General features: G+C 33.3%; 26 protein-coding genes, 1 riboswitch and 2 other annotated features. Of the genes, 22 read left to right on the forward strand and 4 right to left on the reverse strand.

The window, feature by feature from the left end; translation table 11 throughout:
* The first annotated feature begins 141 nt into the window (after positions 1–141).
* Positions 142–339: a hypothetical protein gene (locus CN925_RS06875; RefSeq protein WP_098845518.1), complete on the forward strand. Its 198-nt coding sequence runs from the start codon at positions 142–144 to the stop codon at positions 337–339.
* 285 nt (positions 340–624) lie between these two features.
* Positions 625–1,509 (forward strand): LysR family transcriptional regulator, encoded by an 885-nt coding sequence (locus CN925_RS06880; RefSeq protein WP_098845519.1) that lies wholly within the window; start codon positions 625–627, stop codon positions 1,507–1,509.
* A 96-nt stretch (positions 1,510–1,605) separates the two neighbouring features.
* Here the strand turns inward: CN925_RS06880 and CN925_RS06885 are convergent, their stop codons facing one another.
* From CN925_RS06885 to CN925_RS06900, 4 genes are all read right to left on the reverse strand, one after another.
* Complete coding sequence (locus CN925_RS06885) at positions 1,606–2,226, reverse strand: DUF47 domain-containing protein (protein ID WP_098845520.1); 621 nt, start codon at positions 2,224–2,226, stop codon at positions 1,606–1,608.
* Between the two features lie 80 nt (positions 2,227–2,306).
* Complete coding sequence (locus CN925_RS06890) at positions 2,307–3,413, reverse strand: Ger(x)C family spore germination protein (RefSeq protein WP_098845521.1); 1,107 nt, start codon at positions 3,411–3,413, stop codon at positions 2,307–2,309.
* A complete protein-coding gene (locus CN925_RS06895; RefSeq protein WP_098845522.1) occupies positions 3,407–4,498 on the reverse strand; it encodes a GerAB/ArcD/ProY family transporter in 1,092 nt (363 codons plus the stop codon). Before CN925_RS06895 ends, CN925_RS06890 begins: the two co-directional genes overlap by 7 nt.
* Positions 4,495–5,982 (reverse strand): spore germination protein, encoded by a 1,488-nt coding sequence (locus tag CN925_RS06900; RefSeq protein WP_098845523.1) that lies wholly within the window; start codon positions 5,980–5,982, stop codon positions 4,495–4,497. The genes CN925_RS06895 and CN925_RS06900 overlap by 4 nt, the downstream gene beginning before the upstream one ends.
* Positions 5,983–6,217: 235 nt before the next feature.
* Positions 6,218–6,468 (forward strand) — a binding site (T-box leader).
* Between the two features lie 42 nt (positions 6,469–6,510).
* Positions 6,511–6,775 (forward strand) — a binding site (T-box leader).
* Between the two features lie 109 nt (positions 6,776–6,884).
* On the opposite strand from CN925_RS06900, the gene trpE reads away from it, so the two are divergent.
* The 20 genes from trpE to CN925_RS07000 all read left to right on the forward strand — a co-directional run bounded on the left by trpE (position 6,885) and on the right by CN925_RS07000 (position 24,743).
* A complete protein-coding gene (gene trpE / locus CN925_RS06905) occupies positions 6,885–8,255 on the forward strand; it encodes an anthranilate synthase component I (protein ID WP_098845694.1) in 1,371 nt (456 codons plus the stop codon).
* Positions 8,239–8,850, forward strand: coding sequence for an anthranilate synthase component II (locus CN925_RS06910; RefSeq protein ID WP_098845524.1), 612 nt, complete (start codon positions 8,239–8,241; stop codon positions 8,848–8,850). Before trpE ends, CN925_RS06910 begins: the two co-directional genes overlap by 17 nt.
* Positions 8,822–9,850 carry an anthranilate phosphoribosyltransferase gene (gene trpD, locus CN925_RS06915; RefSeq protein ID WP_098845525.1) on the forward strand — a complete coding sequence of 343 codons (1,029 nt, stop codon included), beginning with the start codon at positions 8,822–8,824 and terminating at the stop codon, positions 9,848–9,850. Before CN925_RS06910 ends, trpD begins: the two co-directional genes overlap by 29 nt.
* Positions 9,851–10,639: an indole-3-glycerol phosphate synthase TrpC gene (gene trpC, locus CN925_RS06920; protein ID WP_098845526.1), complete on the forward strand. Its 789-nt coding sequence runs from the start codon at positions 9,851–9,853 to the stop codon at positions 10,637–10,639. It abuts the gene before it with no gap.
* Entirely contained in the window at positions 10,636–11,241 is a 606-nt protein-coding gene (locus CN925_RS06925; protein WP_098845527.1) for a phosphoribosylanthranilate isomerase, read from the forward strand. Before trpC ends, CN925_RS06925 begins: the two co-directional genes overlap by 4 nt.
* A complete protein-coding gene (gene trpB, locus CN925_RS06930; protein ID WP_098845528.1) occupies positions 11,242–12,441 on the forward strand; it encodes a tryptophan synthase subunit beta in 1,200 nt (399 codons plus the stop codon).
* Positions 12,441–13,226 (forward strand): tryptophan synthase subunit alpha, encoded by a 786-nt coding sequence (gene trpA / locus CN925_RS06935; RefSeq protein WP_098845529.1) that lies wholly within the window; start codon positions 12,441–12,443, stop codon positions 13,224–13,226. Before trpB ends, trpA begins: the two co-directional genes overlap by 1 nt.
* Before the next feature lie 344 nt (positions 13,227–13,570).
* Entirely contained in the window at positions 13,571–13,996 is a 426-nt protein-coding gene (locus tag CN925_RS06940) for a DMT family transporter (protein ID WP_098845530.1), read from the forward strand.
* A 26-nt stretch (positions 13,997–14,022) separates the two neighbouring features.
* A complete protein-coding gene (locus tag CN925_RS06945) occupies positions 14,023–14,721 on the forward strand; it encodes a Crp/Fnr family transcriptional regulator (RefSeq protein WP_098845531.1) in 699 nt (232 codons plus the stop codon).
* 42 nt (positions 14,722–14,763) lie between these two features.
* Positions 14,764–15,246 carry a DMT family transporter gene (locus CN925_RS06950; RefSeq protein ID WP_098845532.1) on the forward strand — a complete coding sequence of 161 codons (483 nt, stop codon included), beginning with the start codon at positions 14,764–14,766 and terminating at the stop codon, positions 15,244–15,246.
* 232 nt (positions 15,247–15,478) lie between these two features.
* Positions 15,479–16,975 carry an FTR1 family iron permease gene (locus CN925_RS06955; protein WP_098845533.1) on the forward strand — a complete coding sequence of 499 codons (1,497 nt, stop codon included), beginning with the start codon at positions 15,479–15,481 and terminating at the stop codon, positions 16,973–16,975.
* Positions 16,965–17,339: a hypothetical protein gene (locus CN925_RS06960; protein ID WP_098845534.1), complete on the forward strand. Its 375-nt coding sequence runs from the start codon at positions 16,965–16,967 to the stop codon at positions 17,337–17,339. The genes CN925_RS06955 and CN925_RS06960 overlap by 11 nt, the downstream gene beginning before the upstream one ends.
* Before the next feature lie 208 nt (positions 17,340–17,547).
* Complete coding sequence (locus CN925_RS06965) at positions 17,548–17,778, forward strand: FeoA family protein (RefSeq protein WP_056469652.1); 231 nt, start codon at positions 17,548–17,550, stop codon at positions 17,776–17,778.
* Positions 17,772–19,772: a ferrous iron transport protein B gene (gene feoB, locus CN925_RS06970; RefSeq protein WP_098845535.1), complete on the forward strand. Its 2,001-nt coding sequence runs from the start codon at positions 17,772–17,774 to the stop codon at positions 19,770–19,772. The genes CN925_RS06965 and feoB overlap by 7 nt, the downstream gene beginning before the upstream one ends.
* A gap of 18 nt (positions 19,773–19,790) precedes the next feature.
* A complete protein-coding gene (locus CN925_RS06975) occupies positions 19,791–19,943 on the forward strand; it encodes a FeoB-associated Cys-rich membrane protein (protein WP_025568315.1) in 153 nt (50 codons plus the stop codon).
* Positions 19,944–20,049: 106 nt separating this feature from the next.
* A riboswitch (TPP riboswitch) is annotated at positions 20,050–20,159 on the forward strand.
* Between the two features lie 135 nt (positions 20,160–20,294).
* Positions 20,295–21,101: a bifunctional hydroxymethylpyrimidine kinase/phosphomethylpyrimidine kinase gene (thiD, locus tag CN925_RS06980; RefSeq protein WP_098845536.1), complete on the forward strand. Its 807-nt coding sequence runs from the start codon at positions 20,295–20,297 to the stop codon at positions 21,099–21,101.
* The gene (cytX, locus tag CN925_RS06985; protein WP_098845537.1) at positions 21,094–22,332 is read left to right on the forward strand and encodes a putative hydroxymethylpyrimidine transporter CytX; all 1,239 of its coding nucleotides are present in this window, start codon (positions 21,094–21,096) and stop codon (positions 22,330–22,332) included. The genes thiD and cytX overlap by 8 nt, the downstream gene beginning before the upstream one ends.
* On the forward strand, positions 22,316–23,128 hold the full coding sequence (gene thiM / locus CN925_RS06990; RefSeq protein WP_098845538.1) for a hydroxyethylthiazole kinase: 813 nt from the start codon (positions 22,316–22,318) through the stop codon (positions 23,126–23,128). Before cytX ends, thiM begins: the two co-directional genes overlap by 17 nt.
* The gene (gene thiE / locus CN925_RS06995; RefSeq protein ID WP_180232883.1) at positions 23,119–23,754 is read left to right on the forward strand and encodes a thiamine phosphate synthase; all 636 of its coding nucleotides are present in this window, start codon (positions 23,119–23,121) and stop codon (positions 23,752–23,754) included. The genes thiM and thiE overlap by 10 nt, the downstream gene beginning before the upstream one ends.
* Before the next feature lie 374 nt (positions 23,755–24,128).
* A complete protein-coding gene (locus CN925_RS07000; RefSeq protein WP_098845539.1) occupies positions 24,129–24,743 on the forward strand; it encodes a VC0807 family protein in 615 nt (204 codons plus the stop codon).
* The last annotated feature ends 10 nt before the right edge of the window (positions 24,744–24,753 follow it).

Raw genomic sequence — 24,753 nt, forward strand, 5'->3', positions numbered from 1 at the left:
ATTGGGAATAGTCGATCTAAAGTGCTTAATTTTGCACTTTAGATCGGTTAGCATGGAATATTCTTACCAATAATGGACTATATAGACAGTAAAAGGATTTCTTTAAAATACTTAAAATTACTTTAATGGGAGTGTATTATAATGAGTTTAAAAACATTAATTGGACTATTATTAGGTTCATTGACAACATTCTTCATTTTAAGTTTTCTAAGTAATAAACTTACCAATAAAGAGTACTGGTTTTATGCATCAATCTATCTTATTTTTATGGTATTAGCTTACTTTGCAATTAATGTAATTCGAAAAGTTAAGTCATCAAAGAAGACTGATTCATATTGAAAATGGATGCACTCTTGCAAAGAACGTTGAGTGAGATCGATTTCCACTAAAGAATGCTCGCCTCCCACATTTTCCATAGGAGTCGATCAACATTCGTTCCAATCAATTATTCGACAAGATAAGGTTATCGTAAAAATCCTAGAATAATTGGTCGAAAAGTCAAAGAAGACTGATCCCTAAAAAATGAATCCTAACTATTTACCTGTTTTATCAAATCTTTTATTATAAGAAAAATAAATGATGATAAGATGGATAATAAGTAAATCTAATACTAGGAGATAGAGTATGGATCAAATACTTTTAGTTTTTATGGCGGTCGCTGAGAAAAGGAACTTTTCAAGAGCGGCAGAAGAGTTACATATGACTCAACCATCCGTTAGCCAGCAAATTCAATTACTTGAAAAGCATATTGGTGCAAAGCTTTTAATTAGAACGAATAAATATGTTCAGCTAACGAAGGCTGGAGAAATTGTTTATTTGCATGCTAAAGAAATAACTGGTTTATACAAGCGTATGTCGACACTTGTAAATGATTTGATGAATGAGGCTAGTGGCTATCTTAAAATAGGTGCAAGTTATACATTTGGAGAATATGTATTACCTCAAATTTTAGCCGAAATGAAGAGGCTTTACCCAAACGTCATTCCATCAGTGCAAATAGGGAATACTCGGGAAATTGTTCAGGCTGCACTAAGCTATCAAATTGATATTGGTATAGTCGAAGGAGTAGCAAATCATAAAAATTTAAATATACAACCTTTTGCAAATGATGAAATGCATATTATTGCAGGGACTAATAGCGAAATCTATGCTATTGAAGCTGTGACATTGAATCAAATTGAAAATGACACTTGGATTGTAAGGGAAGAAGGATCTGGCACAAGGGAAGCGACTGAACGACTATTTGAATTATTAAAGATACGTCCTAAAAATATAATTGAGTTTGGTAGTACACAATTAATTAAAGAAGCGGTTGAAGCTGGTATGGGGATTACCTATCTATCTGAGCTAGCAATAAAAAAAGAAAAGCAGTTAAATACGATTGATTACCTTAAAGTAGAAGGAACACCAATCCAACGGAATTTTTCGATTATCACAGATAAAATCGAACTTCATACGAAATCGATGGAAATATTTATTGAATTAATTAAAAAGTATTACGAGAAATAAAGTAGGAATCCTTTTTAAATTAGTTGAACAAAGAGTAAAGAAAACAATAAAAAATACAGTCTAATCATTAGGCTGTATTTTTTAGTTACTATTTATTTACGCATTACCCATAATAATCTGTTCAAGGGTATTTGCTACATCTTGTGCACTATCTGAAACTGCTTCTAACATTTCATAAATTTCTTTGAACTGAATGATTTTGATTGGATCTTTTTCATTTTTAAATAACTCTTTAATGGAAGTACGCAATAACGCATCACACTTTGACTCATAATCTTTTACTTGGATCGCATGTACGCGCATTTCCAATAATTTCTTTCTTGAAAGTAACTGAATTGCTTTTAATATTTCATTCGCAGCACTTCGGATATTTTTGACAAATTTCACCATGAACTCATCAATTTGAACGATGGAGTACATTTCAAACGTTGCTGAACATTGCTCCATTCCGTCTAGTACATCGTCCATTTTATTAGCTAGTTCTAGTATATCTTCACGTTCAATTGGTGTAATAAATGTTTTATTTAATTCAACGATAATTTGATGAATATATGTATCACCCTTTGTTTCAAAAGCTTTCATTTCTTTAGAGAATGTTTTTAAATCAGTGGCATTTTTTATTTTAAAGTCATCAAAATAAATCGAACATTCATTTACATTATTTGCAATATTTAAGAGCATTTCAAAGAATGTGTCATTTTTTTTACCTAGTCTCAAAGTATGGTTCCTCCTAAAAAATAGCTTTAAAATCCTTACATATGTTGCAGATGAGAATGATCTATAATAAATAGTATCTTTTAAAAAACAGGTCCAGTTGCATTAATTTTTGCTTTTACGGAAGTTTTAAACTTTACATCCTTATAGTCTTTCTCCCAATTTATTTTTTTCCATAAATTTGGATAAGAACTAGATAAGATTCCTCCAATTCCTAATGCATCACAATTAGCCTCGAGCAATGAATTAGTGATTTCATTTGCCTGCTTAGTAAGCACTTGTGAAATTTCTTTATTTAACTTCTCATTGTTCAGCTTTTGTCCTGCATTATCTGCTGTATAACTAATGACTGATAAATTTATGACCAAATTTAGTTTGCAATTTATTTTCTGCGTCTTTTTATCCACTTTAACATCTAAATCTCTTTTTATTTTTTTAACCCTAAAAGAAATTGAACGATGTTCTCCTAGTTGTAGAGCCATTTCACTATATTTTGTTAAACGATCCATTAATAACAATAAAAGACTACCTTTTTCGTTAGGTAAACTAATTCCTGTAAACTTATCGCCATTAAATAGGTCTACCCCACCGATCGTAATTTTGTCATTTTCGTCTTTTTTTACAAAAGGTAAAATGATATCTCTACCTGTATCTGTAATTTGGGTCCATGCTGTAAAAGCAGTTTCTTTCGGAATCTTTGTTGTATTTTCAGCAGATTGTAGTCCTTTTAATATAACAAATGCAATAGGGCTAGTGCCAGCATCGAGTGAAATAAGGTCTGATGCTTTATCTTCCGCAATGACGACCCTACTTGAAATATAAGCTTGTCTTGGTCGATAGATGAGCTCTAAAATAGGGTTAATTCCTTTCTTTGCCATATCTCTACCAATTAAGAGAATATGAGCTTTACTTACATCAATTAGTCCAGGTAATTTATTATTAACGTCAATTTCCATTCCTGATACACTAGGATGCTTTATTTTAACAAGTTCATCCTTAAGTTCAAACTGTCCGCCACCTTTATTCTCTATATTTAAGGCCCTCACTATAGCTAATACATTATCTTCTTGATCTAAATCAAAGCTAATGCCATTAACCATTTTTTTATTTACTAGTAGATTTTGGTCCCAACAGCTAGCTAAAAAAAAGGTAAACAAACATAACGTAATTAAGAAAGGTTTTCTTATAATTGCTCACTCCTTACAGTTTTAGAAACGATGAGGGATAGGCATAACAGTATAAGAGGTAGTCCAAATACAACTACATAGCTTAAATATGTTACATATTTATCGAAAATAGCTAGTTGGTCCTCATCAAACGGTATGATTGTGATGAAAAAAATTAAGATTCCACTAATAAAAACATTTTTTTTAAATGACTTTTCATTACTAATACTTTTAGCTGATAAAAATAAGTAAATGATTACTGAGGTTGTCATTGGTACAATCCAGACCGACAAAAAAATCAAATCTAAGCGGTCAATCATTTCAAATGAAAGGGCTTTAAATAAATATAAAACCGGTTCCCTAATTTGCAGAAGTTGAGTTGGACTAAAGCTTACTAAGCAAATAAAGGTAAAATATGTATAAAATAATGTAACAGACAAATTGGCAAGACTCACGGTTTTTAAGATTCCTTTTTCAGTATCTAGCACAAAAGGAAAAATTAGTAAAAGACTTTCAAATCCTAATATGGAGAGTAATGATTTATGACTTCCTAAAATGATATTTTTCACTCCTGAATGCCCTATCGGTAGAATAAAGCGAAATTCTTTTGGTAAATAAAACGTAAAGAACGATAGTAAAAATAGAAGGATGATCAATACCGAGGCTAATACAAAAAATCTCGATATGATTCTTAAGTCACTAATTGTTAAATAAATGCTTGATAAAATTATAATTAATGATAGAATCCACATAGGAGTTAACGGTAATAACCAAGAATTTATGCTTCTGATAAAAAGAGTACAAGCTAGACTTCCAATCATAATAAAATAGATATAAATAAATAAGTTACAGAACTTTCCTACATATTTACCAAAAATTTTTTTTGTAATGTCTGTATACGTTGCATTTGGAAATCTTCTTAATAATAACCAATAAATAAATGTAGTAATTTGGACTGCTACACCTGCAATTAGGGTCGAGATCCACCCGTCACCTTTTGCCGTAGTTTGAACCGCATTTGGTAATGAGAGTAGTCCAATACCGATCTGACACTGTATAATAAAAAAGTAGAGCTGTAATTTAGAAATGGAATTACTATTCGTTATCATTTTTTCTTCCACACCCTAGATATTCTTTGCTGTACAACTTTTTGTGGACGTGCATCAGTTGGCCTTGTATTTTGTTTCCAAGAAGGGAGTCTAAAGAAAGTATCCTTTATATCTTCCTTTCGAAAAGGTGCCATCGGAGAAAAATATGGCATGCCAAATGATTTTAATTTACACATATGCATAAAAATTAACATTAAAGTTAGTGTGATCCCAAAGAAACCTAGTACCGAAGCCATGATCATCGTCGGAAAGCCCAATAATCTCATACTAGTACCCATTTCACTAACTGGTGCTACAAACGAAGCAATAGCTGTAAAACCAATTACAACAATCATGGTGTTTGATACTAAATGCGCTTCAACTACTGCTGTACCAATAACTAACCCACCAACTATACCAATAGTTTGAGCGATGGGAGTCGGTAGTCTAATAGCGGCTTCCTTTAGGAGCTCTAATATGATTTGCATTGCAAAAGCTTCGACGAGAGGGAGAAATGGAACAAACTCTAAAGAAACCCTAATTGAGTAAAGAAGACCTAATGGTAATACTTCAGAGTGGAAAGAAACTGTTGCAATGTAAATGGCAGGTAAGCTAATTGCAATAATAAAACTAATTACCCTAATAATTCGAAAAAATGATCCAATCAACCAACGATGATTATAATCATCGGGAGATTGATAAAAAGCGAAAAAGGTAACTGGCACTATAGAAACTGTAGGACTCCCATCTATAATTAAATTTATTTTTCCGTCTAAAAGATAAGATACAGCCCGGTCTGGTCTTTCTGTATTTAATACTTGTGGAAATGGTGAAAACGTACTATCCTCAATCAATTCTTCTAGTTGTCCTGTTGAACGAAGACTGTCTAATTCAAGCCCTGAAATCCTTTCTTCTATGATCTCGACAAGTTTTCGATTTGCAATTGAATCGATATACACCATAGCAACTTTCGTATTCGTAATCTTACCAATCGTAAAATACTTAATCTTTAACTCAGGTGTACGGATTCTTTTTCTTAGTATTTGTATATTTGTATTGATACTTTCTATAAAACCATCGTGAGCACCATTAATATTTTGTTCATTAGCAGGTTCTTGAATTGCGCGTTCCTTATCGTCTGAAGCTGCTGCCAAAATTCCAATTGAACAATTTTCTTCTAAAATTAGACAAAATCCGTCTAATAAACTATCTCCTAATTCTGAAATAATTTTTGAGTTTTTTATCTCATATGATTTCACAATATTGCCTGTTTCATCTTTTCGATCTCTTAAAATAGGTTCAATAATATATGATTGAAGCGATTCTATTTTTATCATTGATTCAAGAAATAAAATAGCAAAAATTTGATCATTTTTATGGATGATCTTTACAACCAAATCTTCTGTATGTCTTAAATACTCTTGAATCATTTCAATATTATTTTTAAGATTATTAGATAAAAATTCTTCTTTATTCGACTTAATTGTAGTTGTATTGGTTCTCATATTGATACCTCATTGATGGAAGGTCTAATTGGTTTTATTGTTTCCAAAATTAGGTTGTGTATGCAATGAGACCTCTTATGAAAAAACTTTATGATTCTATTTTTTAGCGTAACAAAAACGTATAGGATTGATTTTCGAAAAGTAGAAAAATCGAATCTTGTAGAATTAAACTTGTTGACTTTTTATTTTTTGCATAATAATATAAGGACAATTAATTTAAAAAAACATCCATAATTACTTTGCGTTGACGAAGAGTAGTAACGATTACGGAAACTAAAGAGAGCTGATGGTTGGTGCGAATCAGTGTGAAAGTAATCGCGAATGGACTTCCGAGCATTCAAACCGAACCTTAAACAAGTAGTAGGCTTTGGCGAGTAGTCTTCTCGTTATATAAGACGGGTATTCAATGAAAAATTGATTGGATACCGACAAAGCGAGCTGTTAATCAGCTAATGAAGGTGGCACCACGGGTCTCTCGTCCTTTTTAAGACGAGGGGCCCTTTTTGTATTTCTTTAAAATTAAATCATAATAAATCGCTGAGTAAGAAGAGTAAATATAGGTGAATGTCACAGAGAGTTAGACAATGGTGAGAGTCTAATACAGGAACCTTTATCGAATGGGCTTACGAGAGGCATCTTGAACAATATAGTAGGGATGCACGGATTTCCACCGTTAAAAGGATAGGATATCGGAATTGAAAACGTCATTAATTCCCGTATCTGAAAAGTGGGATTCAGATCCAATCTGATCCAATCTGAGGTGGTACCGCGGTAGAAACTAATCGTCCTCTATATGCACAATATTCGTGCGTATAGGGGACTTTTTTTATATTCATTATTCTTTTTGGAGGTCGAACAAATTGTCAGTACAAAACAAAACAGAAATAATCATTGAAACAATAATGGGGGATTTGTTTACACCGATTTCAGTATTTAAGAAATTGACCGCTAGAAAAAAGTTTTTATTTGAAAGTTCATTTAAGCATAAAGATTCTGGCCGTTATTCATTTGTTGGTTCAAAACCAGCTTTTGAATTGATCGGGACAAATCAAGGTGGCCAAATCATCTATAAAAATGGCGAAAAAGAAGAGTTTGTTGGAAATCCACTTTTAAAACTGAAAGAGTTAATACCGAAGCAGGATTGCTTAGAAATATTGGATATCCCATTCATTGGTGGAGGTATTGGATATGTAGGATATGATATGATTCGCCAATTTGAGGAAATTGGTGATGAGTTGGAAGATGTGATTGGAATGCCAGATCTCCATTTAATGTTTTTTGAAGTCATTATTGTATTTGATCATTTAGAACAGAAAATTCATTTAGTTGGAACAAAGCTTACCGATGAAACAACATTAGAAGATTTGAAAAGTGAAATTCAGAAGTATAAGAGAGTAATTGTCACTAACTCAAATCAAGAAGAGGAAATAAAACCTGTTGTATTTTCTATTTTCGAGTCTGAAGTTAGTAAAGCTGACTACATGTCCAAAGTAGAAAAGGCAAAGTCATTTATTCAAAAAGGAGATATTTTCCAGGTTGTTCTATCCCATCGAATGGGAGCAAAATTTGAAGGAAATCCATTTGACTATTATCGGAAATTACGAATCCAAAACGCATCACCATATATGTATTATATCGATTTTGGCGATAGCGTTATTGCCGGTACTTCCCCAGAAAGCTTAATAAAAGTTAAAGATAATCAGGTCATTACAAATCCAATTGCCGGTACGAAACGAAGAGGGCTAACGGATGAACAAGATTTAAAGATCGAAAGAGATTTATTACAAGATGAGAAGGAACTTGCCGAACATAAAATGCTTGTTGATTTAGGAAGAAATGATCTAGGCAAAGTTTGCGAGTTTGGAACAATTGAATTAGAAAAATACATGAACGTTGAGAGATACAAATATGTTATGCATATTGTTTCTGAAGTTAGTGGGCAATTAAAAAAATCACATACTTCACTTGATGCGCTTATAGCTTGTTTACCAGCTGGAACTGTATCTGGTGCACCTAAGATTAGAGCAATGGAAATCATTAATGAATTAGAAAGTTCAAAACGAGGGGTATATTCTGGTGCAGTCGGTTATGTATCCGTTAATGGAAACCTTGATTTTGCATTAGCTATTCGAACGATGATTTTAAAAAATCAAATGGCCTATATTCAAGCAGGAGCAGGCATTGTTTATGACAGCAAACCGGAACATGAATATGAAGAAACGATTAATAAACTAAAAGCTTTTTTGGAGGAAAATCATGATATTAATAATTGATCACTATGATTCTTTTACTTACAATCTTTATCAATTTTTAGGCGAGCTTGGCGAAGAAATGAAGATCGCTAGATATGACAAAATTTCGATTGATGAAATAAAAGAAATGAATCCAAAAGCAATCATTCTTTCTCCTGGACCAGGTAAGCCCGAAGAGAAACATGAAACGAATGAACTGATTCAAACGTTTTATAAGACTGTCCCAATTCTAGGCATTTGTCTAGGACACCAAGCCATCGGTTATGCATTCGGTGCAAAAATTAGGAAAGCTAGACAAATCAAACATGGAAAAACATCGAAAATTAGACATGACGGTAGTAACTTATTTGCCTATATGTCTCAACCATTAGAGGTTATGCGATACCATTCACTAGTAATTGAAAAGGAAACGATACCGCCATTACTTGAAACTTTGGCATTTTCTATGGACGATCAAGAAATTATGGCTATTAAACATCGAAAATATCCAATCTACGGTATGCAATTTCATCCCGAATCGATTGGAACAGAATACGGGAAACAACTTTTATTAAACTTTTTAAATGAGATAAAGGAGGAGTTAAAAGATGAAAGAGTACCTTCAACGCTTAGCTAATCGAGAGTCATTTACAGCAGAAGAAATGCAAGTAGCTGTAGGGCGGATTCTCCAGGATGACCAAATTTCAGATAGCGAAATTGCAGCATTTTTAGTTGCTTTAAAAACTAAAGGTGAAACAGTAAATGAAATAGCAGGACTAGTAAACGCTATTCGTAATCATACAGTAGGATTTACTAGAAAGTTTCATAATGTCATTGATAATTGTGGAACAGGTGGGGATAACTCATTGAGCTTTAATGTAAGTACAACTTCGGCATTTGTTATTGCGGGAAGTGGCATTCCAATTGCAAAACATGGAAATCGTAGTATGTCCAGCAAAACAGGTAGCGCCGATGTATTAGAACAATTAGGTGTGGAATTATCGATCCCAACACAAGCTTCTGAGGAGCTTTTAGATGAAATAGGAATTACTTTTTTATTTGCTCCATATGTTCATCCAAGATTAAAAAAAGTAATGAAGGTTAGACGTGAGTTGCAAATTCCAACCATTTTTAACTTAATTGGACCACTAACAAATCCAGTTGAATTAGAGACACAACTATTAGGAATTTACAGAAGAGATTATTTAGAAGTATTTGCAGAAGTACTAAATAAATTAGGACGTAAACGAGCGATTGTCTTAAACGGTGCAGGGCATTTAGATGAAGCATCGTTAGCTGGCGAAAATCATATCGTCCTACTTGAAAATAATGAACTGAAAAAGATGACACTTCACCCGGAAGAAGTTGGATTAACTTATTACCCAAATACAGAAATCAAAGGTGGAGATGCAAAGAGGAATGCAGATATTCTACTTCGAGTATTAAAAGGAGAAAAAGGAGCTTTTAGAGATACAGTTTTATTAAATGCTGGTTTAGCAATCTATACCTCAGGAATTGTCAATCAAATTACAGATGGTATTAGAAAGGCTGAAGAGAGCATCGATTCTGGCGCGGCTTATGAGAAATTACAAAAACTAGTCGAAAAAACTAGCAAACTAAAAAGAGAGGTTATTTAAATGGAAACTATTTTAGATCGAATCATTTCTCAAAAACAAATCGAAATTAAAAGTTTAAGAGCGATAAGTCGGAAAATAACGAACGAAACAAAGAAATTATCATTAATTGAACAGTTAAAAGCTGCAGACAATTTATCGATCATTGCGGAGTTTAAACGAGCTTCACCATCTAAAGGTGATATTAATACAAATTTGAATCCCGCAGAACAAGCAAAGAAATATGAAGAAAATGGAGCAGCTGCAATTTCTGTTTTAACTGATACAACTTTCTTTAAAGGTTCCTTTAAAGATCTGAAAATCGTTCGGGATTCCGTTAATATTCCGATATTATGCAAGGATTTTATTATCGATCCAGTTCAAATAGATATCGCAAAAGAGCATGGAGCAAACATTATTTTACTAATTGCGGCTGCATTACCTTTTACAGAACTGAATCACTTATATCAATATGCTAAGCAGCAAAATCTTGAAGTATTGATGGAAGTACATGATGAAGAAGATTTGGAAAAAGCGCTAAAAATTGGGCCCGAGCTATATGGCATTAATAATAGAAACTTAAAAACATTTGAAGTGAATCTAAGTGTAACAGAAAGACTAGCTCCACTTATTCAAGCAAATGGAGGATTCATAATTAGTGAAAGTGGAATTTTCAATCAGTATGATGCAAAACGTGTAAGAAATGCTGGAGCAAATGGAATTTTAGTCGGAGAGGCATTAATGAGGAGCAGTGAATTATCGTCAAACATGAAAGAGCTGATGGTTCCTATTTTAAAGGAGGCTAAGCAGTGAAAGTGAAAATTTGTGGTATTACGGATTTAAAAACAGCCCAAAGTGCAATAAATGCAGGTGCTGATGCGATTGGATTTGTATTTGCAGAAAGTAAACGACAAATTGAAATGACTGAGGCAAAAAAGATTATCGAATCACTGCCAGATTCGGTAATGAAGATTGGCGTTTTCGTAAATGAAACAAAGGAGCGATTAGAATCCATCTACCATGAAGTTGGTTTAACCCATCTTCAGCTACACGGAGATGAAACGCCAGAATTTTGTCGTTCATTATCCCTTCCAGTAATAAAGGCATTACGCGTTCAATCGGAAAAGGATGTTGAAAAAATTGCAGAATATGATTGTCATTATATTTTAGTAGATAGCCCGAGTGGGAAATACCGTGGCGGAAATGGAACAACATTTAACTGGGATCTTGTTAAATCAAAGAATATAGATAATTTGATTTTAGCTGGTGGATTGACGATTGAGAATGTAATACCTGCAAGTAGCGTCGTAAAACCGATAATGGTTGATGTTAGCAGTGGAGTTGAAACGAACGGAAAAAAAGATGAAGAAAAAATAATAAGTTTTATAAAAAAAGTTAAATTAGGAGGAATTTAAATGTCAACTTACACACTTCCAGATGTTAAAGGTCACTTCGGTATATATGGAGGAAAATATATACCTGAAACGCTTGTTCAAGCCATTAAGGAATTAGAAGAAGCCTATTCAAAGATTAAAGATGATCCAACATTTATTGAGGAAATTGAAAGATTGTCAAAGGATTACGTAGGTCGCCAAACACCTCTTTACTTTGCAGAGAATTTAACTAAGCATGCCCAAGGAGCCAATATTTATTTAAAACGTGAGGATTTAAATCATACAGGTGCTCACAAAATTAACAACGCGATTGGTCAAGCATTACTTGCGATTCGCATGGGGAAACGAAAAATCGTTGCTGAAACAGGAGCGGGGCAACACGGTGTAGCAACTGCAACAGTATGTGCTCTATTAAACTTAGAATGTGTTATTTTCATGGGCGCTGAGGATGTTCGAAGACAAGAATTAAATGTTTTCCGAATGGAATTACTGGGCGCAAAAGTGATTAGTGTTGAATCAGGAAGTGCGACATTAAAGGATGCGGTAAATGAAGCGCTTCGTTACTGGGTTGCAAATGTAGATGACACTCATTATTTATTAGGATCAGTAATGGGGCCACACCCTTTTCCAATGATGGTACGAGATTTCCAAAGTGTAATCGGGAAAGAAACGAGACAACAATTTTTAGCGAAGGAAGGCAAACTTCCTGATGCAGTAGTAGCTTGTATTGGCGGAGGAAGTAATGCAATTGGTATGTTCCATCCATTTATAATGGATGAAAGTGTAAAGTTATATGGAGTAGAAGCGGCTGGGCATGGAATCCATACAGAAAAGCAAGCAGCATCTTTAACAAAAGGTGTACCAGGCGTACTACATGGTGCATTAATGTATTTACTTCAAGATGAAAATGGCCAAATACAAGAAGCCCATTCTATTTCTGCAGGGCTTGACTACCCAGGGGTAGGTCCTGAGCATTGTTATTTAAAGGATATTAAGCGAGTGAAATATGAGTCGATAACGGATAAAGAAGCACTCGAAGCATTCCAATTGCTAGCAAAATTAGAAGGAATTATCCCAGCATTAGAAAGTGCACATGCAGTTGCATATGCAATAAAGCTAGCAGCAACGATGAACAGAGATGAAAATTTAGTTATTTGTTTATCTGGTAGAGGCGATAAAGATGTTCATACTGTTCGTGAACTATTAAAGGGGGCTAAATAATGAATCGAATTGAATTCCAATTTACAGAACGACTTAAAAAAGGTGAAAAGCTATTTATTCCTTATGTAATGGCAGGAGATGGTGGTCTTGAAGTATTAGGTGGCAGACTAGCTTTATTAGAAAAGTTTGGCGCATCAGCAATTGAAATTGGTATTCCATTTTCAGACCCAGTAGCAGACGGACCAGTCATTCAACAAGCGGGAATACGAGCATTACAAGCTGGTACAACTTTAAAAGCTGTACTTGAAAAAATAAAAGAAGTACGTAAATTAATCTCTGTACCTTTAATCGTCATGACATATATGAATCCTATTTTAGCTTATGGAATTGACCGATTTGTATCTGACCTTAGTCAAGCAGGAGTAGATGGCTGTATTATTCCTGATCTACCAATCGAGGAAGAAGAAATTATTAATCATCAACTTGAAGGATTTGGAATAGAACTAATTCGATTAGTCACAATGGCAACACCAAAAGATCGAATCATAAAAATAGCTGAAAAAGGAAGAGGTTTCTTATACACAGTAACCGTAAAAGGGATTACTGGTGTTCGAAATGAGTTAGACTCAAGCTTGTCATCTTTTTTAAAAACTGTTAAAGAAGTTAGTAATAAACCCGTAATAGCTGGATTCGGTGTATCTAACCCAGAACAAGTAAAAGAATTAAGCCAAGATTGCGATGGAGTCATTGTTGGAAGTAAAATTGTTGATTTATTTAATCAAAATAAGATCAATGAAATTAAACTTTTAATGGAATCAAGTTTAGTAAGTGAAGAAGTAATTTAATAATAAATGAGTCAGGCTATTTTAAGTGGCCTGATTTTTTTATTTTTCTTTGGCTCTAAAATGTAAGGCTTCTCAAATGAAAAGCCTCAATGACAAACTATCCAATAAATTATGCAATTTCCCACATCTTTATAGAAAGTTTTCCACATAATAGCAGAGTATCCACAAAAATCTTACTTCCACTTAAATATAACTACAAATTGTCCACAGAAATTCATATGGTTTAAAAAGTTTTCCACAATTGCAAAATACGTTCATTTTTCTCTTTAGGACATATGTCCTTCCCAAATAACCGTTCAATATCGTTTAATAATGAAGATATCAATATGTCAGGAGAGAAAACTATGAAAGGAATTTTATTAGCAATTGTTGGTGGAGCACTTATTACCCTACAAGGTGTTGCAAATTCACAAATTAGCAGTGATATTGGTACTTGGCAAGCTGCTACAATTACGCAGTTTACAGGTTTTATTGTTGCTTTATTCGTACTACTTTTAATAAGGGATAAAAAATTTGTTGATGTTAAAAATGTGAATCCAATTTATTTAACAAGTGGGGCATTTGGAGCATTTATTATTTTTTGTAACGTAACAGCGATTCATCTCAATGGAGTTACATTTTCAATATCAACTCTTTTAATTGCACAGTTAAGCTTTACTTTTATCAACGATAGTAGAGGTTGGTTTGGAGTAAAAAAACTAAATATGAGTCCGTCACAATTTTTTGGAATTGGTATGATGATGATTGGTGTAATCGTGTTAGGATCTTAAAAGTAATTGCTGGAGGTGAAGTTAACTTGAAATTCCCGAACGATATTGAACAAATTAATCAATTTTTAGCTGATCTCCGTATTGAAGGAGTTTTTAATGAGGAATTAAAAGCTCATATGACACTTCATCGATTCAAGCATGGAGAGCTTATTTGTTCCCAAGGAGACTTATCACAAACTTTGTTTATTTTAGTTAAAGGGAAAGTCAAAGTTTATACAACTACAGCAGAGGGGAAAACATTAATTCTTTCATTTAAAAAGCCGCTTGAACTAATTGGCGACATTGAATATGTAAGGGGAACAAGTTATATAAATACGGTTGAAGCAGTTTCTGAGGTTGAAATGATTGCTTTAGACTATCGATGTTTAAAAAAGTTTGGTCAAGACTATATACCATTTCTTCAGTTCTTATTAGAAATCATAACGGAAAAGTTTCATATTAAGTCGAATGCGATGAGTTTTAATTTAATGTATCCCGTAGAAGTTCGTCTAGCTAGTTATCTATTATCAATATCCTATGATGAAACGAATTCTTTACTAGAGGATCATTTAAAAACGATTAATCTCAAAGATGCAGCGAACTTAATCGGAACGAGTTATCGACATGTTAATCGAGTTATTCAGCAATTCTGTAAGGATGACTTAGTTGAGAGGATTAATGGGGGTATTCTTATTAAGGATCGAGCTCGTTTAAGTGTTCTTGCTAGTGATAATATATATGAATAATATTTTTAGGAATTATACAGTAATTTTTTGGAGGTGAGGCTGATGCTTTATGGTTTACTATTATCTTTAATCTCAGGAGCACTCATTGGTTTGCAAAATATATTCAATAGTAAAGTTAATGAACGAACAGGAATATGGGTAACGACGACATTTGTATTAGGAATGGGTTTTTTAGCTTCTTTCTTAATGGGTCTACTTTTTGATGGTAAGCAGTTATTTATTTTGCATAATATGAAAAAATGGTATTGGATTAGCGGAATTGTTGGTGTAGGCGTTGTATTCTGTTTAACGAAAAGTACTAAAATTCTTGGTCCAACTTATGCTATTTCGATTGTTCTAACTTCTCAATTAATGTCTGCATTATTATTTGATTCTAGAGGATGGTTAGGACTTGAGAGAGTGGGGTTTTCTTTTAAGCAACTAATTGGTGTTTTGCTTATTATAAGTGGTATTTTAATTTTTAAATTGAGCGGAATGAGTTTTAAAGGGATAAAGCTAATAAAAAATCATTCTAGTAAAATATAAATTAAATTAGATACTTGTTTGATCATTTCAAAACTACTATCAAATGACTAGAAAGTAATTCCAACCTATGAAATACAAAATTTTGAAATGTGTAGTTGAAGGGCGTTTGGTTGTCTAATGTTAACCCAAATATTAAAAATAGTTAATAAAAATATAATTGACTATGACTTGAAATAGCCTTATTATCAAGAAGTGATAATGATTATCATTTATATTAAGGGGAATATCAACGATGAAGCAGGCTCTTATTAAAGTAACTTTAACAACTTTACTATTATTAGTTTTACCGTTTAAAACATTTGCACAAAGCCCTGAAGAGGATTTAACACATGCAAATTCGTTTGTAGAAAGTGCAATACAATCTGCACAAAAAGGAGATTTTAAATCTGCTGAGCAGGAATATAAAAAATTCAATGATGAATGGCTTGATAAAGAGGATGGAATAAAAAATAAATCGATTGATGCATATGGCAAAATCGAGGAAGCTATGGGAATGGTTCAGTATAACCTAGCACAAAAAACAGTGAATCAAAATGCACTAGTTACTGCACTTAAAGATTTAGAAGAAGTAAATGAAAAGTTTATTTCTCATCAGTTTGCTAGCTCAAAATTAGATTCAAAAAGTACTGGTAGCGTTGAAGATTTAATTGAAATATTAAATAAGGCACTAGCAGATTTAAAAGATAATAATGTATCAGGGGCAACATCGGAAATCAATCAATTTAGAAAATCTTGGATCAATATTGAAGGTGTTGTATTGACGCAATCTCAAACAGTTTATACTGATGCTGAACGAGATATGGTTACGTCTTATGCAATGCTTACTGCAAAAACACCGGATGTGAAAGCGGCTACAAGAACAATTACTAATATGCGGGATTATCTATTACCATTAGCTTCTAAAACTAGTTATACGATGATTGATGCTATAACGATCTTACTAAGAGAAGGTTTAGAGGCATTACTAGTAGTAGTTGCATTATTAGGATTTATTAAAAAGTCTGGACAAGAAAAGAAAAGTAAGTGGATCTGGTTCGGTGTTGGTGCTGGATTAGCTGTCAGTATCATACTAGGTGTTATCGTAAACATTTTATTCTCAGCAGGTGCTTTTGGAAGTAATAACTTCCTAATCGCAGGTTGGACTGGAGTATTTGCTGCTGTCATGCTCTTATATATGAGTTATTGGTTACATAGCAAATCCAATACAAGACAATGGCAACAATATATTAAGACTAAGAGTGATAAGGCATTAAATACTGGTAGTTTATTATCTTTATCAATTCTTGCATTTTTAGCAGTTTTTCGTGAAGGAACTGAAACTGTATTATTCTTTATTGGAATGGCGTCATCAATTAAACTATCGTCATTATTAATAGGAATTGGTTTAGGATTCGCAATTTTAGCAATACTAAGCTTCTTAATCTTAAAGGTTGGGCTAAAAATTCCAATGAGACCATTTTTCCTTATTTCAAGTATATTAATGTTCTATTTATGCTTTAAATTTGCTGGCATGGGTATTCATGGTTTACAACTTTCTGGATTACTTCCAGCGACTCAGGCTCCTATTCCTACAATTGATTTCTTTGCAATTTATTCAACTTGGGAGAGCTTTGTACCCCAGATGATTTTGTTGCTAATAGCATGTATTACAGTTATTTATAATAGATTCTCTAGTAAAAACAATAAAAAAAATAGTGAAAATTCAGGGGGAACAAAAAATGTTATCTAATAAAAAACTAGTCGCAGCAATGGCTTTAGGACTATCATTAACGTTATCTGCATGTGGATCGAAAACAGACGATGCAATTAAAACTGGTTCTGATGATATGATCAAAACGATTTCGGAATTAAAAGCACAAATTTCAAATAATGATGAAGCAAAGGCAAAAGATAGCGGAGAAGCCCTTGAAAAATCATGGGAAAAATTCGAAGACTCAGTAAAAGATAAAGACAAATCACTTTATGAAAAAGTTGAAACGCCACTTCATATTATTGAAGCAGGAGTAAAGGTATCTCCATTGAATGCAGATACACTTAACCAAGCTGGTGACGAATTAGAAAGTGTATTAAAAGAAGTTAAAGATTTAAAATAGAATTAATTAATAGAGCCTACATAGAATTTTCTTTGTGGGTTTTTTTTTTCTTTTTTTTTGCTCAATTTTTGGGAATTTTTTCTTAGGTAAACCTTTTCATAAAAGCAGGTAGACAATTAACTATCATTGCCTTAAGATAAAGATATTGATAAGGATTATCATTATTAATTGTTTGTGAATAATAAGTTTTGATCCGGGGGAATCGCTTATGTTACTTTCAGAATTAAAAAAAGGCGAAAAAGCAAAAATAACGGACTTGTCATCACTAGGTGAGGCAGTGAAGAGACGCCTTTTAGATTTAGGGATAAGTGAAGGGGCTATGGTCTGCCTACAATGTACAATGCCGTTTAAAGGACCATGTATGATTGAAAATTGCGGACAATCACTTGGCATTCGATTTCATGATGCATCTGGGATAAAGGTAGAAAAAATATGTTAAATATAGCGCTTATTGGAAATCCAAATACAGGAAAGACTTCTCTATTTAATAATTTAACAGGTACTTACCAATATGTAGGTAATTGGAGTGGGGTTACCGTTGAAAAAAAGGTAGGGACTATAAAAAATAAACTTGGAAATCTAATCGATTTACCAGGTATCTATTCTCTGAGCCCTCTTTCAAAAGATGAGGCTGTTGTTTCACATTTTTTTGTTAATGAAACATTTGATGGGATGATTAACATTGTTGACGCTGCTCAACTAGAGAGAAATTTAATGCTCACTCTTCAACTTCTAGAGTTCAATAAATCAATGATAATTGGTCTTAATATGGTTGATGTTGCTAAAAGAAGAGGAATATCGGTTGATCCTTCTAGTATCTCAAAGATATTAAAAGTACCAGTTATTCCAATTGATGCTAGATCGGGTAAGGGAACAAACGAAGTAAATGAATTACTAGAGACAATTCCTCAATCTGAAGTTGAGTTTCAAATTGATTATGGAAAAGTTATTGAAGACGGTATTACAAATATTATGACACGATTGCCCTCAACTTTATCTATTCCTAAAAGATGGACTGCAATACAAATCTTAGAAGGTAATAAAGAGGTAATCGAATTTATAGCTTCATCCTACGATTTTAGTAAAATTGACGAAGTAATTAAAATAACAGCAGAGCAATTAAATAGTGAACTAGGTGTATCACCTTCAAAATGGATTTATTCTGTAAGAAAAGAAGTAATTTCAAATTTAATTGGTAGATCGGTAGAGAAAGAATCTAGTGAAGCAGTTACATTAACTGATCGAATTGATCGATTTGTAACACACCCAATTTTGGGTATTCCGATTTTCCTAGTGACAATGTTTTTAATGTTTAAGCTTACTTTTGATTGGTTAGGGTTACCATTATCTGACGCATTAGATGGGTTTTTATCAGGATCTGTAACAGACTGGTTAACAAACGGATTAAATGCAATACATGCATCTGATTTTATTAAAGCAGTTATTCTTGATGGTATTGTTGCCGGTGTTGGTGGGGTTTTAGTCTTTGTTCCACAAATTTTTATTTTGTTTTTATTAATATCATTTCTTGAAGACTTTGGATATATGTCTCGAGCGGCTTTAGTAATGGATCGTTCAATGGAAATGGTAGGTCTAACCGGTAAGGCATTTATTCCAATGATTATAGGATTTGGTTGTAATGTACCTGGGGTTATGGCTGCTAGAACAATTGAACAGCCTAGAGAGAGACTACTCACAATTTTGTTAACACCATTAATGTCTTGTTCGGCGCGTTTACCAGTATACGCACTATTCGTTGGAGCGTTTTTTGCGAAAAATCAAGCAATAGTAGTTTTTTCACTGTATATACTCGGTATAGTAGTTGCATTAATATTAGCTAAGGTTTTTTCATCTACAATATTAAAGAGTGAGTTTTCATTATTTGTTGTAGAACTCCCACCATACCGTATGCCACAAGGTAAAGCTTTGTTTAGAAGCACATGGGACAAAGGGAAAGGCTTTATTCGAAAAGCTGGTACGTTTATTTTTGGTGGTTCTGTAGCTATATGGTTATTATCTTATATGGGCCCAAGTGGTTTCGGTGTTTCTATGGATGATAGCTTTTTAGCAATGATTGGGGGGGTACTTACACCAATCCTTTCACCTTTAGGATTTGGTACATGGCAAGCAGGTGCTTCTTTATTAACAGGATTTTTAGCTAAAGAGGTTGTAGTATCTGCTATGAATATTATCTATCACGTGCCAAATGCACATTCTTTACAAGGGATACTGTCAACACAGTTTTCTGCACTTTCCGCATTTAGCTTTATGGTTTTTGTCTTATTGTATGTGCCATGTCTAGCAACTGTTGCGACAATTCGTAAAGAGACAGGTTCAGCTAAATGGACATATTTCTCAGTTGGTTATGCATTAGTTATTGCATATATATTAGCGTTAATTATTTATCAAGTTGGAAGTCTATTAGGCTACTAAAGAAAGGAGTATCTACTTATGATTGTCAATATTATAATAGGAGCTCTTATTTTTGGATACGCAGGGTGGACACTTTTACGATATATAAAGAAAACAAAAAAAGGTAAATGTGGTTCGTGCTCAATCGCAAAAACTTGTAGTTCAAATTGTGATACAAATTATTCAAAATAGAAATATAGCGATAAGTCAAAAGATTAAATTTAAAGTAATCAATCTAAATACTTGAATATAATAGTTGGATTCATTAAGATGATAAAGTAATCAACTTAAAATAATTGAATAGTACTAGGGGTGCCGTAAATGTTCGGCTGAGATTAAGACACTAAGTCTTTGACCCTTTAACCTGATCTGGATAATGCCAGCGTAGGAAAGTGAACGGTAGAATACATTTTTTGTATTCATAACATTGATTTGTTCGAGCACAAGTCCTTATGGGATTTGTGCTTTTTTGTATTTAAAATCAAGTTTCATCTTCTATCTGTAAGATCAAAGAGTTCTATTCATGAAATAGGGGGAAGAAAATTGAAGAAAGTATTAACGATAGCAGGCTCTGATTCAAGTGGTGGTGCAGGTATTCAAGCGGATTTAAAGACTTTTTCGGCTCATCGAGTATTTGGAATGAGTGTTATTACGGCAGTAACAGCTCAAAATACGCAAGGAGTGTTTGCAGTACAAGACATGACACCAGAGATTATTGCTAGTCAGTTAGATGCAATTTTTACTGATATTGAAGTAGATGCCGTAAAAATTGGAATGGTATCACAAATAGAGACGATTAAAGTGATTACTGAGAAACTAAGACAATATAAACCAAAGCAAATCGTAGTTGATCCAGTCATGGTTTCAAAAAGTGGATTTGACTTATTAAGTTTGGATGCAAAGGAAGCTTTAATTCAAGAATTGATTCCACTAGCAACGGTTATTACGCCAAATCTACCTGAAGCAGAAGTTATTACTGGAAGAAAAGTTACAACGATTGAAGAGATGAAAGAAGCCGCTATTCAAATTCACGCATTAGGTGCTAAGAACGTCCTTGTAAAGGGTGGTCATCTAGAAGGTGAAGCTACGGATATTTGTTTTAATGGTGAGGAATTTACAAGTTTTAATAGCGTTAGAATTAATACAACTAATACCCATGGTACAGGTTGTACTTTATCTTCAGCGATTACATCTAATCTAGCAAATGAACTTGAATTAAATGAGGCCATTAGAGCGGCAAAAAACTATATTACATTAGCAATTAAAAATTCCTTTTCAATCGGAAAAGGGGTAGGTCCTGTACATCATTTCTACTCACTGTATGAAAAGGCAGGCGTTCAACATGTCTAATCAAAATGCAAAAATGACGAAGTGGAACTATACAACACTTTGGTTTGGTGCGGCTGTTTCTGTAGCAGAAATTATGACTGGTGCGCTAGTAGCACCGCTAGGTTTTAAGAAAGGTTTAACGGCCATTTTAGTAGGTCATTTACTAGGTACATTATTGCTTATTTTAGGTGGAGTTATTGGGTCTCAGCAAAGATTGTCGGCCATGGAATCTACAAAAATTTCATTCGGTAGCTATGGTAGCTATTTGTTTTCGATTTTAAATGTTCTGCAATTACTAGGCTGGACAGCAATTATGATTTTAACAGGAGCTCGGTCAATCAATTTAGTTACAATAAAAGATTATCAATTTGACCACCTATGGGTTTGGTGTTTAGTAATTGGAGTATTAATAGCAATTTGGTTGTACTTTGGACAAAATGCTTCAAAAAAACTAAATAGTTTAGCTGTTTGCTTATTATTTGTTTTAACAATTGTGCTTTGTTTTGTCATTTTTAAAAGTGATAAAATCTTAACTCAACCAAGTACTTCAGGATTATCTTTTGGCGAAGCAGTTGAATTATCGGTGATTATGCCATTATCTTGGATTCCATTAATCAGTGATTATACACGATTTGCGAAGACAACAAAAGATGGAGCAATTGGTAGTTTTATAGGTTATATGTTTGGTAGCTCTTGGATGTATATTATTGGACTAGGCGTAGCATTAGCTTTTAATGAAGTAGACCCAGTTGCTGTTTTAATGAGTGCAAATCTAGGATTATTTGCAGTTGGTATCGTCGTCTTAGCGACTGTTACAACAACGTTCATGGATGCTTATTCTGCAGGAATATCAGTTACAACCATTTTTTCAAAACTAAATGGAAAACAGATAGCCCTTATCGTTACTGTCATTGGAACTTTACTAGCCATTATTTTCCCTATAGAGAAGTATGAAGGATTTTTATATACAATTGGTTCATTTTTTGCACCACTATATGCAATTTTATTGACGGACTACTTTATTCTAAAAAGAACAAATATAAATAAATCGTTGAAAATTGATTGGATCGCGATTATCACATGGGTTTTAGGCGTTTTTATTTATCGTAAGTTTGTACAATTAGACTTCTTTCTTGGAGCTACTGTTCCAAGTATGATTTTAATTTGTGTCATCTATATAGTTGTTCAGTTTGTTATAAATAAGCTTGTTCCAAAACAAATCGGGGGAGAAAAAAATGTTAACTATAAATGAAATGAGTCAAATTCTTGAAAGCGTGAAAGAGAAAAAGCCACTAGTTCATCACATTACAAATTATGTAACAGTTAATGACTGTGCAAATATGGTGTTAGCTCTAGGCGGATCACCAGTTATGGCAGATGATTTAGCCGAAGTAGAAGAAATGGTATCATTTGCTTCAGCTCTTGTTATTAATATTGGAACATTAAATGAAAGAACAATTCAATCAATGATTAAAGCTGGTAAAAAAGCTAATCAATTAGGTGTACCAGTTATATTAGATCCTGTTGGTGTAGGAGCAACAACTTTACGTACAGAAACGACTGCCAAACTATTGAAAGAAGTACGTTTTGCAGTAGTTCGTGGAAACATGTCAGAAATTAAAATGATTGCTGGCTTAAATGTTCAAATTAAAGGTGTTGATTCTGTAGCTGACGAAGAAGACGGTGTTGAAATTGCGAAATCTCTTTCAGCAAAATTAGGCTCAGTAGTAGCAATTACAGGAGCGGTAGATATAATTGCAGAACAAGATCGAGTGTGTACCGTTTCAAATGGAGATAAAATGCTAGCTGATGTTACTGGAACAGGATGCATGAGTACATCATTAATCGGTACTTATGCTGGTGCAACGAATGATTATTTCCTAGCAGCTGTTTCCGGTATAACTACGATGGGTCTATGCGGAGAACTAGCTAAAGCTCGACTAAATGAAGGACAAGGAATTGGCACGTTTAAAGTAAACTTATTTGATGAGGTATCGAAAGTTTCTGTACATACACTTCTAACAGGGGGAAAAATCGAATGGCTATAATTAAAAAGAAGATAGATTATAAGCTTTATTTAGTAACAGATAAAGATGTTTTGGGATCAAGGGATTTAGTTCAATCCGTTGAGGATGCAATAAAAGGTGGAACAACAATCGTACAAATAAGAGAAAAGAATTGTAGTAGTCTAGACTTTTACAAAATTGCTATGCAAGTAAAAGAGGTAACTTCAAAATATAATGTTCCATTAATTATTAATGATCGTCTAGATATCGCTTTAGCAATTAAAGCGGATGGCTTACATATCGGACAAGATGACTTACCTTTAACTGTAGCTAGAAAGATTGTTGGAGAAGATATGATCATTGGCGTTTCTGCAAGAACAATAGAAGAAGCAATGCTTGCCCAGGAACAAGGTGCAGATTATGTAGGTATTGGATCGGTATACCCAACAACTACAAAGCTAGATGCAAAGTATTTAACGCTAGATGAATTACGAAACATACGTGAAGAGGTAAAGATTCCTATCGTAGGGATTGGTGGTATTAATGAAGAAAATGTTTCAGAGTTAATGGAAACAAAAATCGATGGTGTAGCGGTTGTTTCTGCGATCTTAGGGAAAGAAGATATTAAATCGGCTGCTGAACAGTTGAGTATGTTAGTTAATAAGTAAATAAAATTATGTGTAGGGTGCCTATTACATCGTTATTTGATGGATAGGTGCCTTTTTTTGTCTATCTAAAAGTTAAATAAATTGTAAGAAATCATACGTAAACTCCCTCAAATTAATTTAAAGTTTACCGGAATGTCAGCCTATTTTCGAAAAAGATGTATTTTTTATTAGCATACTGACGGTCGGTACATAATATAATCTTACAGAGAAACAAACCGACAGTCGGTATTAACCTGATGTAGCACGTTTGTTTATGAAAAGGATCTGAAGTCTACCTATTAACTGAGCTTAATTAAGCAAATATAAGAACTTCATTCGTAGTATAAAGGCAGAACTAACTCTCTATATAAAAAATTAGTCAAAGGGATGATCATATGTCTAAAAAAATGTATGTTATTTTTACATTAGTAATTAACGGTATTTTACCTTGGGTTATTTATGTTGTGTTATCAGATTACATGAGCAGTATTTTAGCACTTTCAATTGCAACTCTAATTCCATTAGTTGATAATGTAGTTCATTTGTGGAAGCATAAAAGGCTTGATGCCTTTGGAGGTTTAATGCTTTTTACATTAATTCTAACCCTTTTGTTAGTCCTCCTCGGTGGCAGTGAAAAAATTTTGCTTGTAAGAGAATCATTAATTACAGCCTCTGTTGGGATAATCTTTTTAATATCGTTATTATTCAAACGCCCTATAATATTTTACTTAGGAATGCGGTTTATCCAAAATAATCGTTTTGCTGAAAACTGGAATATTAAATACTTTCGCTTTGTTATGCGATTAATGACACTTGTCTGGGGAATTATGTTGTTATCAGAAGCAGTTGTACGAATCATTATGGTTTATGATTTATCAACGGAAAGATATTTACTTTTCTCAAATTATGTTCTTTATGGATTTATAGGTGCTGCAACTTTATGGACTGTTATTTATAGAAGAAAGTCAGCAAAAAAGCTTCAAGAAATTAAATTACAGCTAACAAAGTAATTTAGATAAG

The organism is Bacillus sp. AFS055030, assembly GCF_002574545.1.
Lineage (GTDB): Bacteria > Bacillota > Bacilli > Bacillales > Bacillaceae_G > Gottfriedia.

What these genes read in the sequence shown, in the direction of transcription:
- CN925_RS06965 (WP_056469652.1), top strand. Translation starts at nt 17,548, where the DNA reads ATGTTACTTTCAGAATTAAAAAAAGGCGAAAAAGCAAAAATAACGGAC.
- CN925_RS06875 (WP_098845518.1), top strand. Translation starts at nt 142, where the DNA reads ATGAGTTTAAAAACATTAATTGGACTATTATTAGGTTCATTGACAACA.
- CN925_RS06975 (WP_025568315.1), top strand. Translation starts at nt 19,791, where the DNA reads ATGATTGTCAATATTATAATAGGAGCTCTTATTTTTGGATACGCAGGG.
- trpB (WP_098845528.1), top strand. Translation starts at nt 11,242, where the DNA reads ATGTCAACTTACACACTTCCAGATGTTAAAGGTCACTTCGGTATATAT.
- CN925_RS06940 (WP_098845530.1), top strand. Translation starts at nt 13,571, where the DNA reads ATGAAAGGAATTTTATTAGCAATTGTTGGTGGAGCACTTATTACCCTA.
- CN925_RS06960 (WP_098845534.1), top strand. Translation starts at nt 16,965, where the DNA reads ATGTTATCTAATAAAAAACTAGTCGCAGCAATGGCTTTAGGACTATCA.
- trpC (WP_098845526.1), top strand. Translation starts at nt 9,851, where the DNA reads ATGGAAACTATTTTAGATCGAATCATTTCTCAAAAACAAATCGAAATT.
- cytX (WP_098845537.1), top strand. Translation starts at nt 21,094, where the DNA reads ATGTCTAATCAAAATGCAAAAATGACGAAGTGGAACTATACAACACTT.
- feoB (WP_098845535.1), top strand. Translation starts at nt 17,772, where the DNA reads ATGTTAAATATAGCGCTTATTGGAAATCCAAATACAGGAAAGACTTCT.
- thiM (WP_098845538.1), top strand. Translation starts at nt 22,316, where the DNA reads ATGTTAACTATAAATGAAATGAGTCAAATTCTTGAAAGCGTGAAAGAG.
- CN925_RS07000 (WP_098845539.1), top strand. Translation starts at nt 24,129, where the DNA reads ATGTCTAAAAAAATGTATGTTATTTTTACATTAGTAATTAACGGTATT.
- CN925_RS06910 (WP_098845524.1), top strand. Translation starts at nt 8,239, where the DNA reads ATGATATTAATAATTGATCACTATGATTCTTTTACTTACAATCTTTAT.
- CN925_RS06955 (WP_098845533.1), top strand. Translation starts at nt 15,479, where the DNA reads ATGAAGCAGGCTCTTATTAAAGTAACTTTAACAACTTTACTATTATTA.
- thiE (WP_180232883.1), top strand. Translation starts at nt 23,119, where the DNA reads ATGGCTATAATTAAAAAGAAGATAGATTATAAGCTTTATTTAGTAACA.
- trpA (WP_098845529.1), top strand. Translation starts at nt 12,441, where the DNA reads ATGAATCGAATTGAATTCCAATTTACAGAACGACTTAAAAAAGGTGAA.
- CN925_RS06895 (WP_098845522.1), bottom strand. Translation starts at nt 4,498, where the DNA reads ATGATAACGAATAGTAATTCCATTTCTAAATTACAGCTCTACTTTTTT.
- CN925_RS06900 (WP_098845523.1), bottom strand. Translation starts at nt 5,982, where the DNA reads ATGAGAACCAATACAACTACAATTAAGTCGAATAAAGAAGAATTTTTA.
- CN925_RS06950 (WP_098845532.1), top strand. Translation starts at nt 14,764, where the DNA reads ATGCTTTATGGTTTACTATTATCTTTAATCTCAGGAGCACTCATTGGT.
- trpE (WP_098845694.1), top strand. Translation starts at nt 6,885, where the DNA reads ATGGGGGATTTGTTTACACCGATTTCAGTATTTAAGAAATTGACCGCT.
- trpD (WP_098845525.1), top strand. Translation starts at nt 8,822, where the DNA reads ATGAAAGAGTACCTTCAACGCTTAGCTAATCGAGAGTCATTTACAGCA.
- CN925_RS06880 (WP_098845519.1), top strand. Translation starts at nt 625, where the DNA reads ATGGATCAAATACTTTTAGTTTTTATGGCGGTCGCTGAGAAAAGGAAC.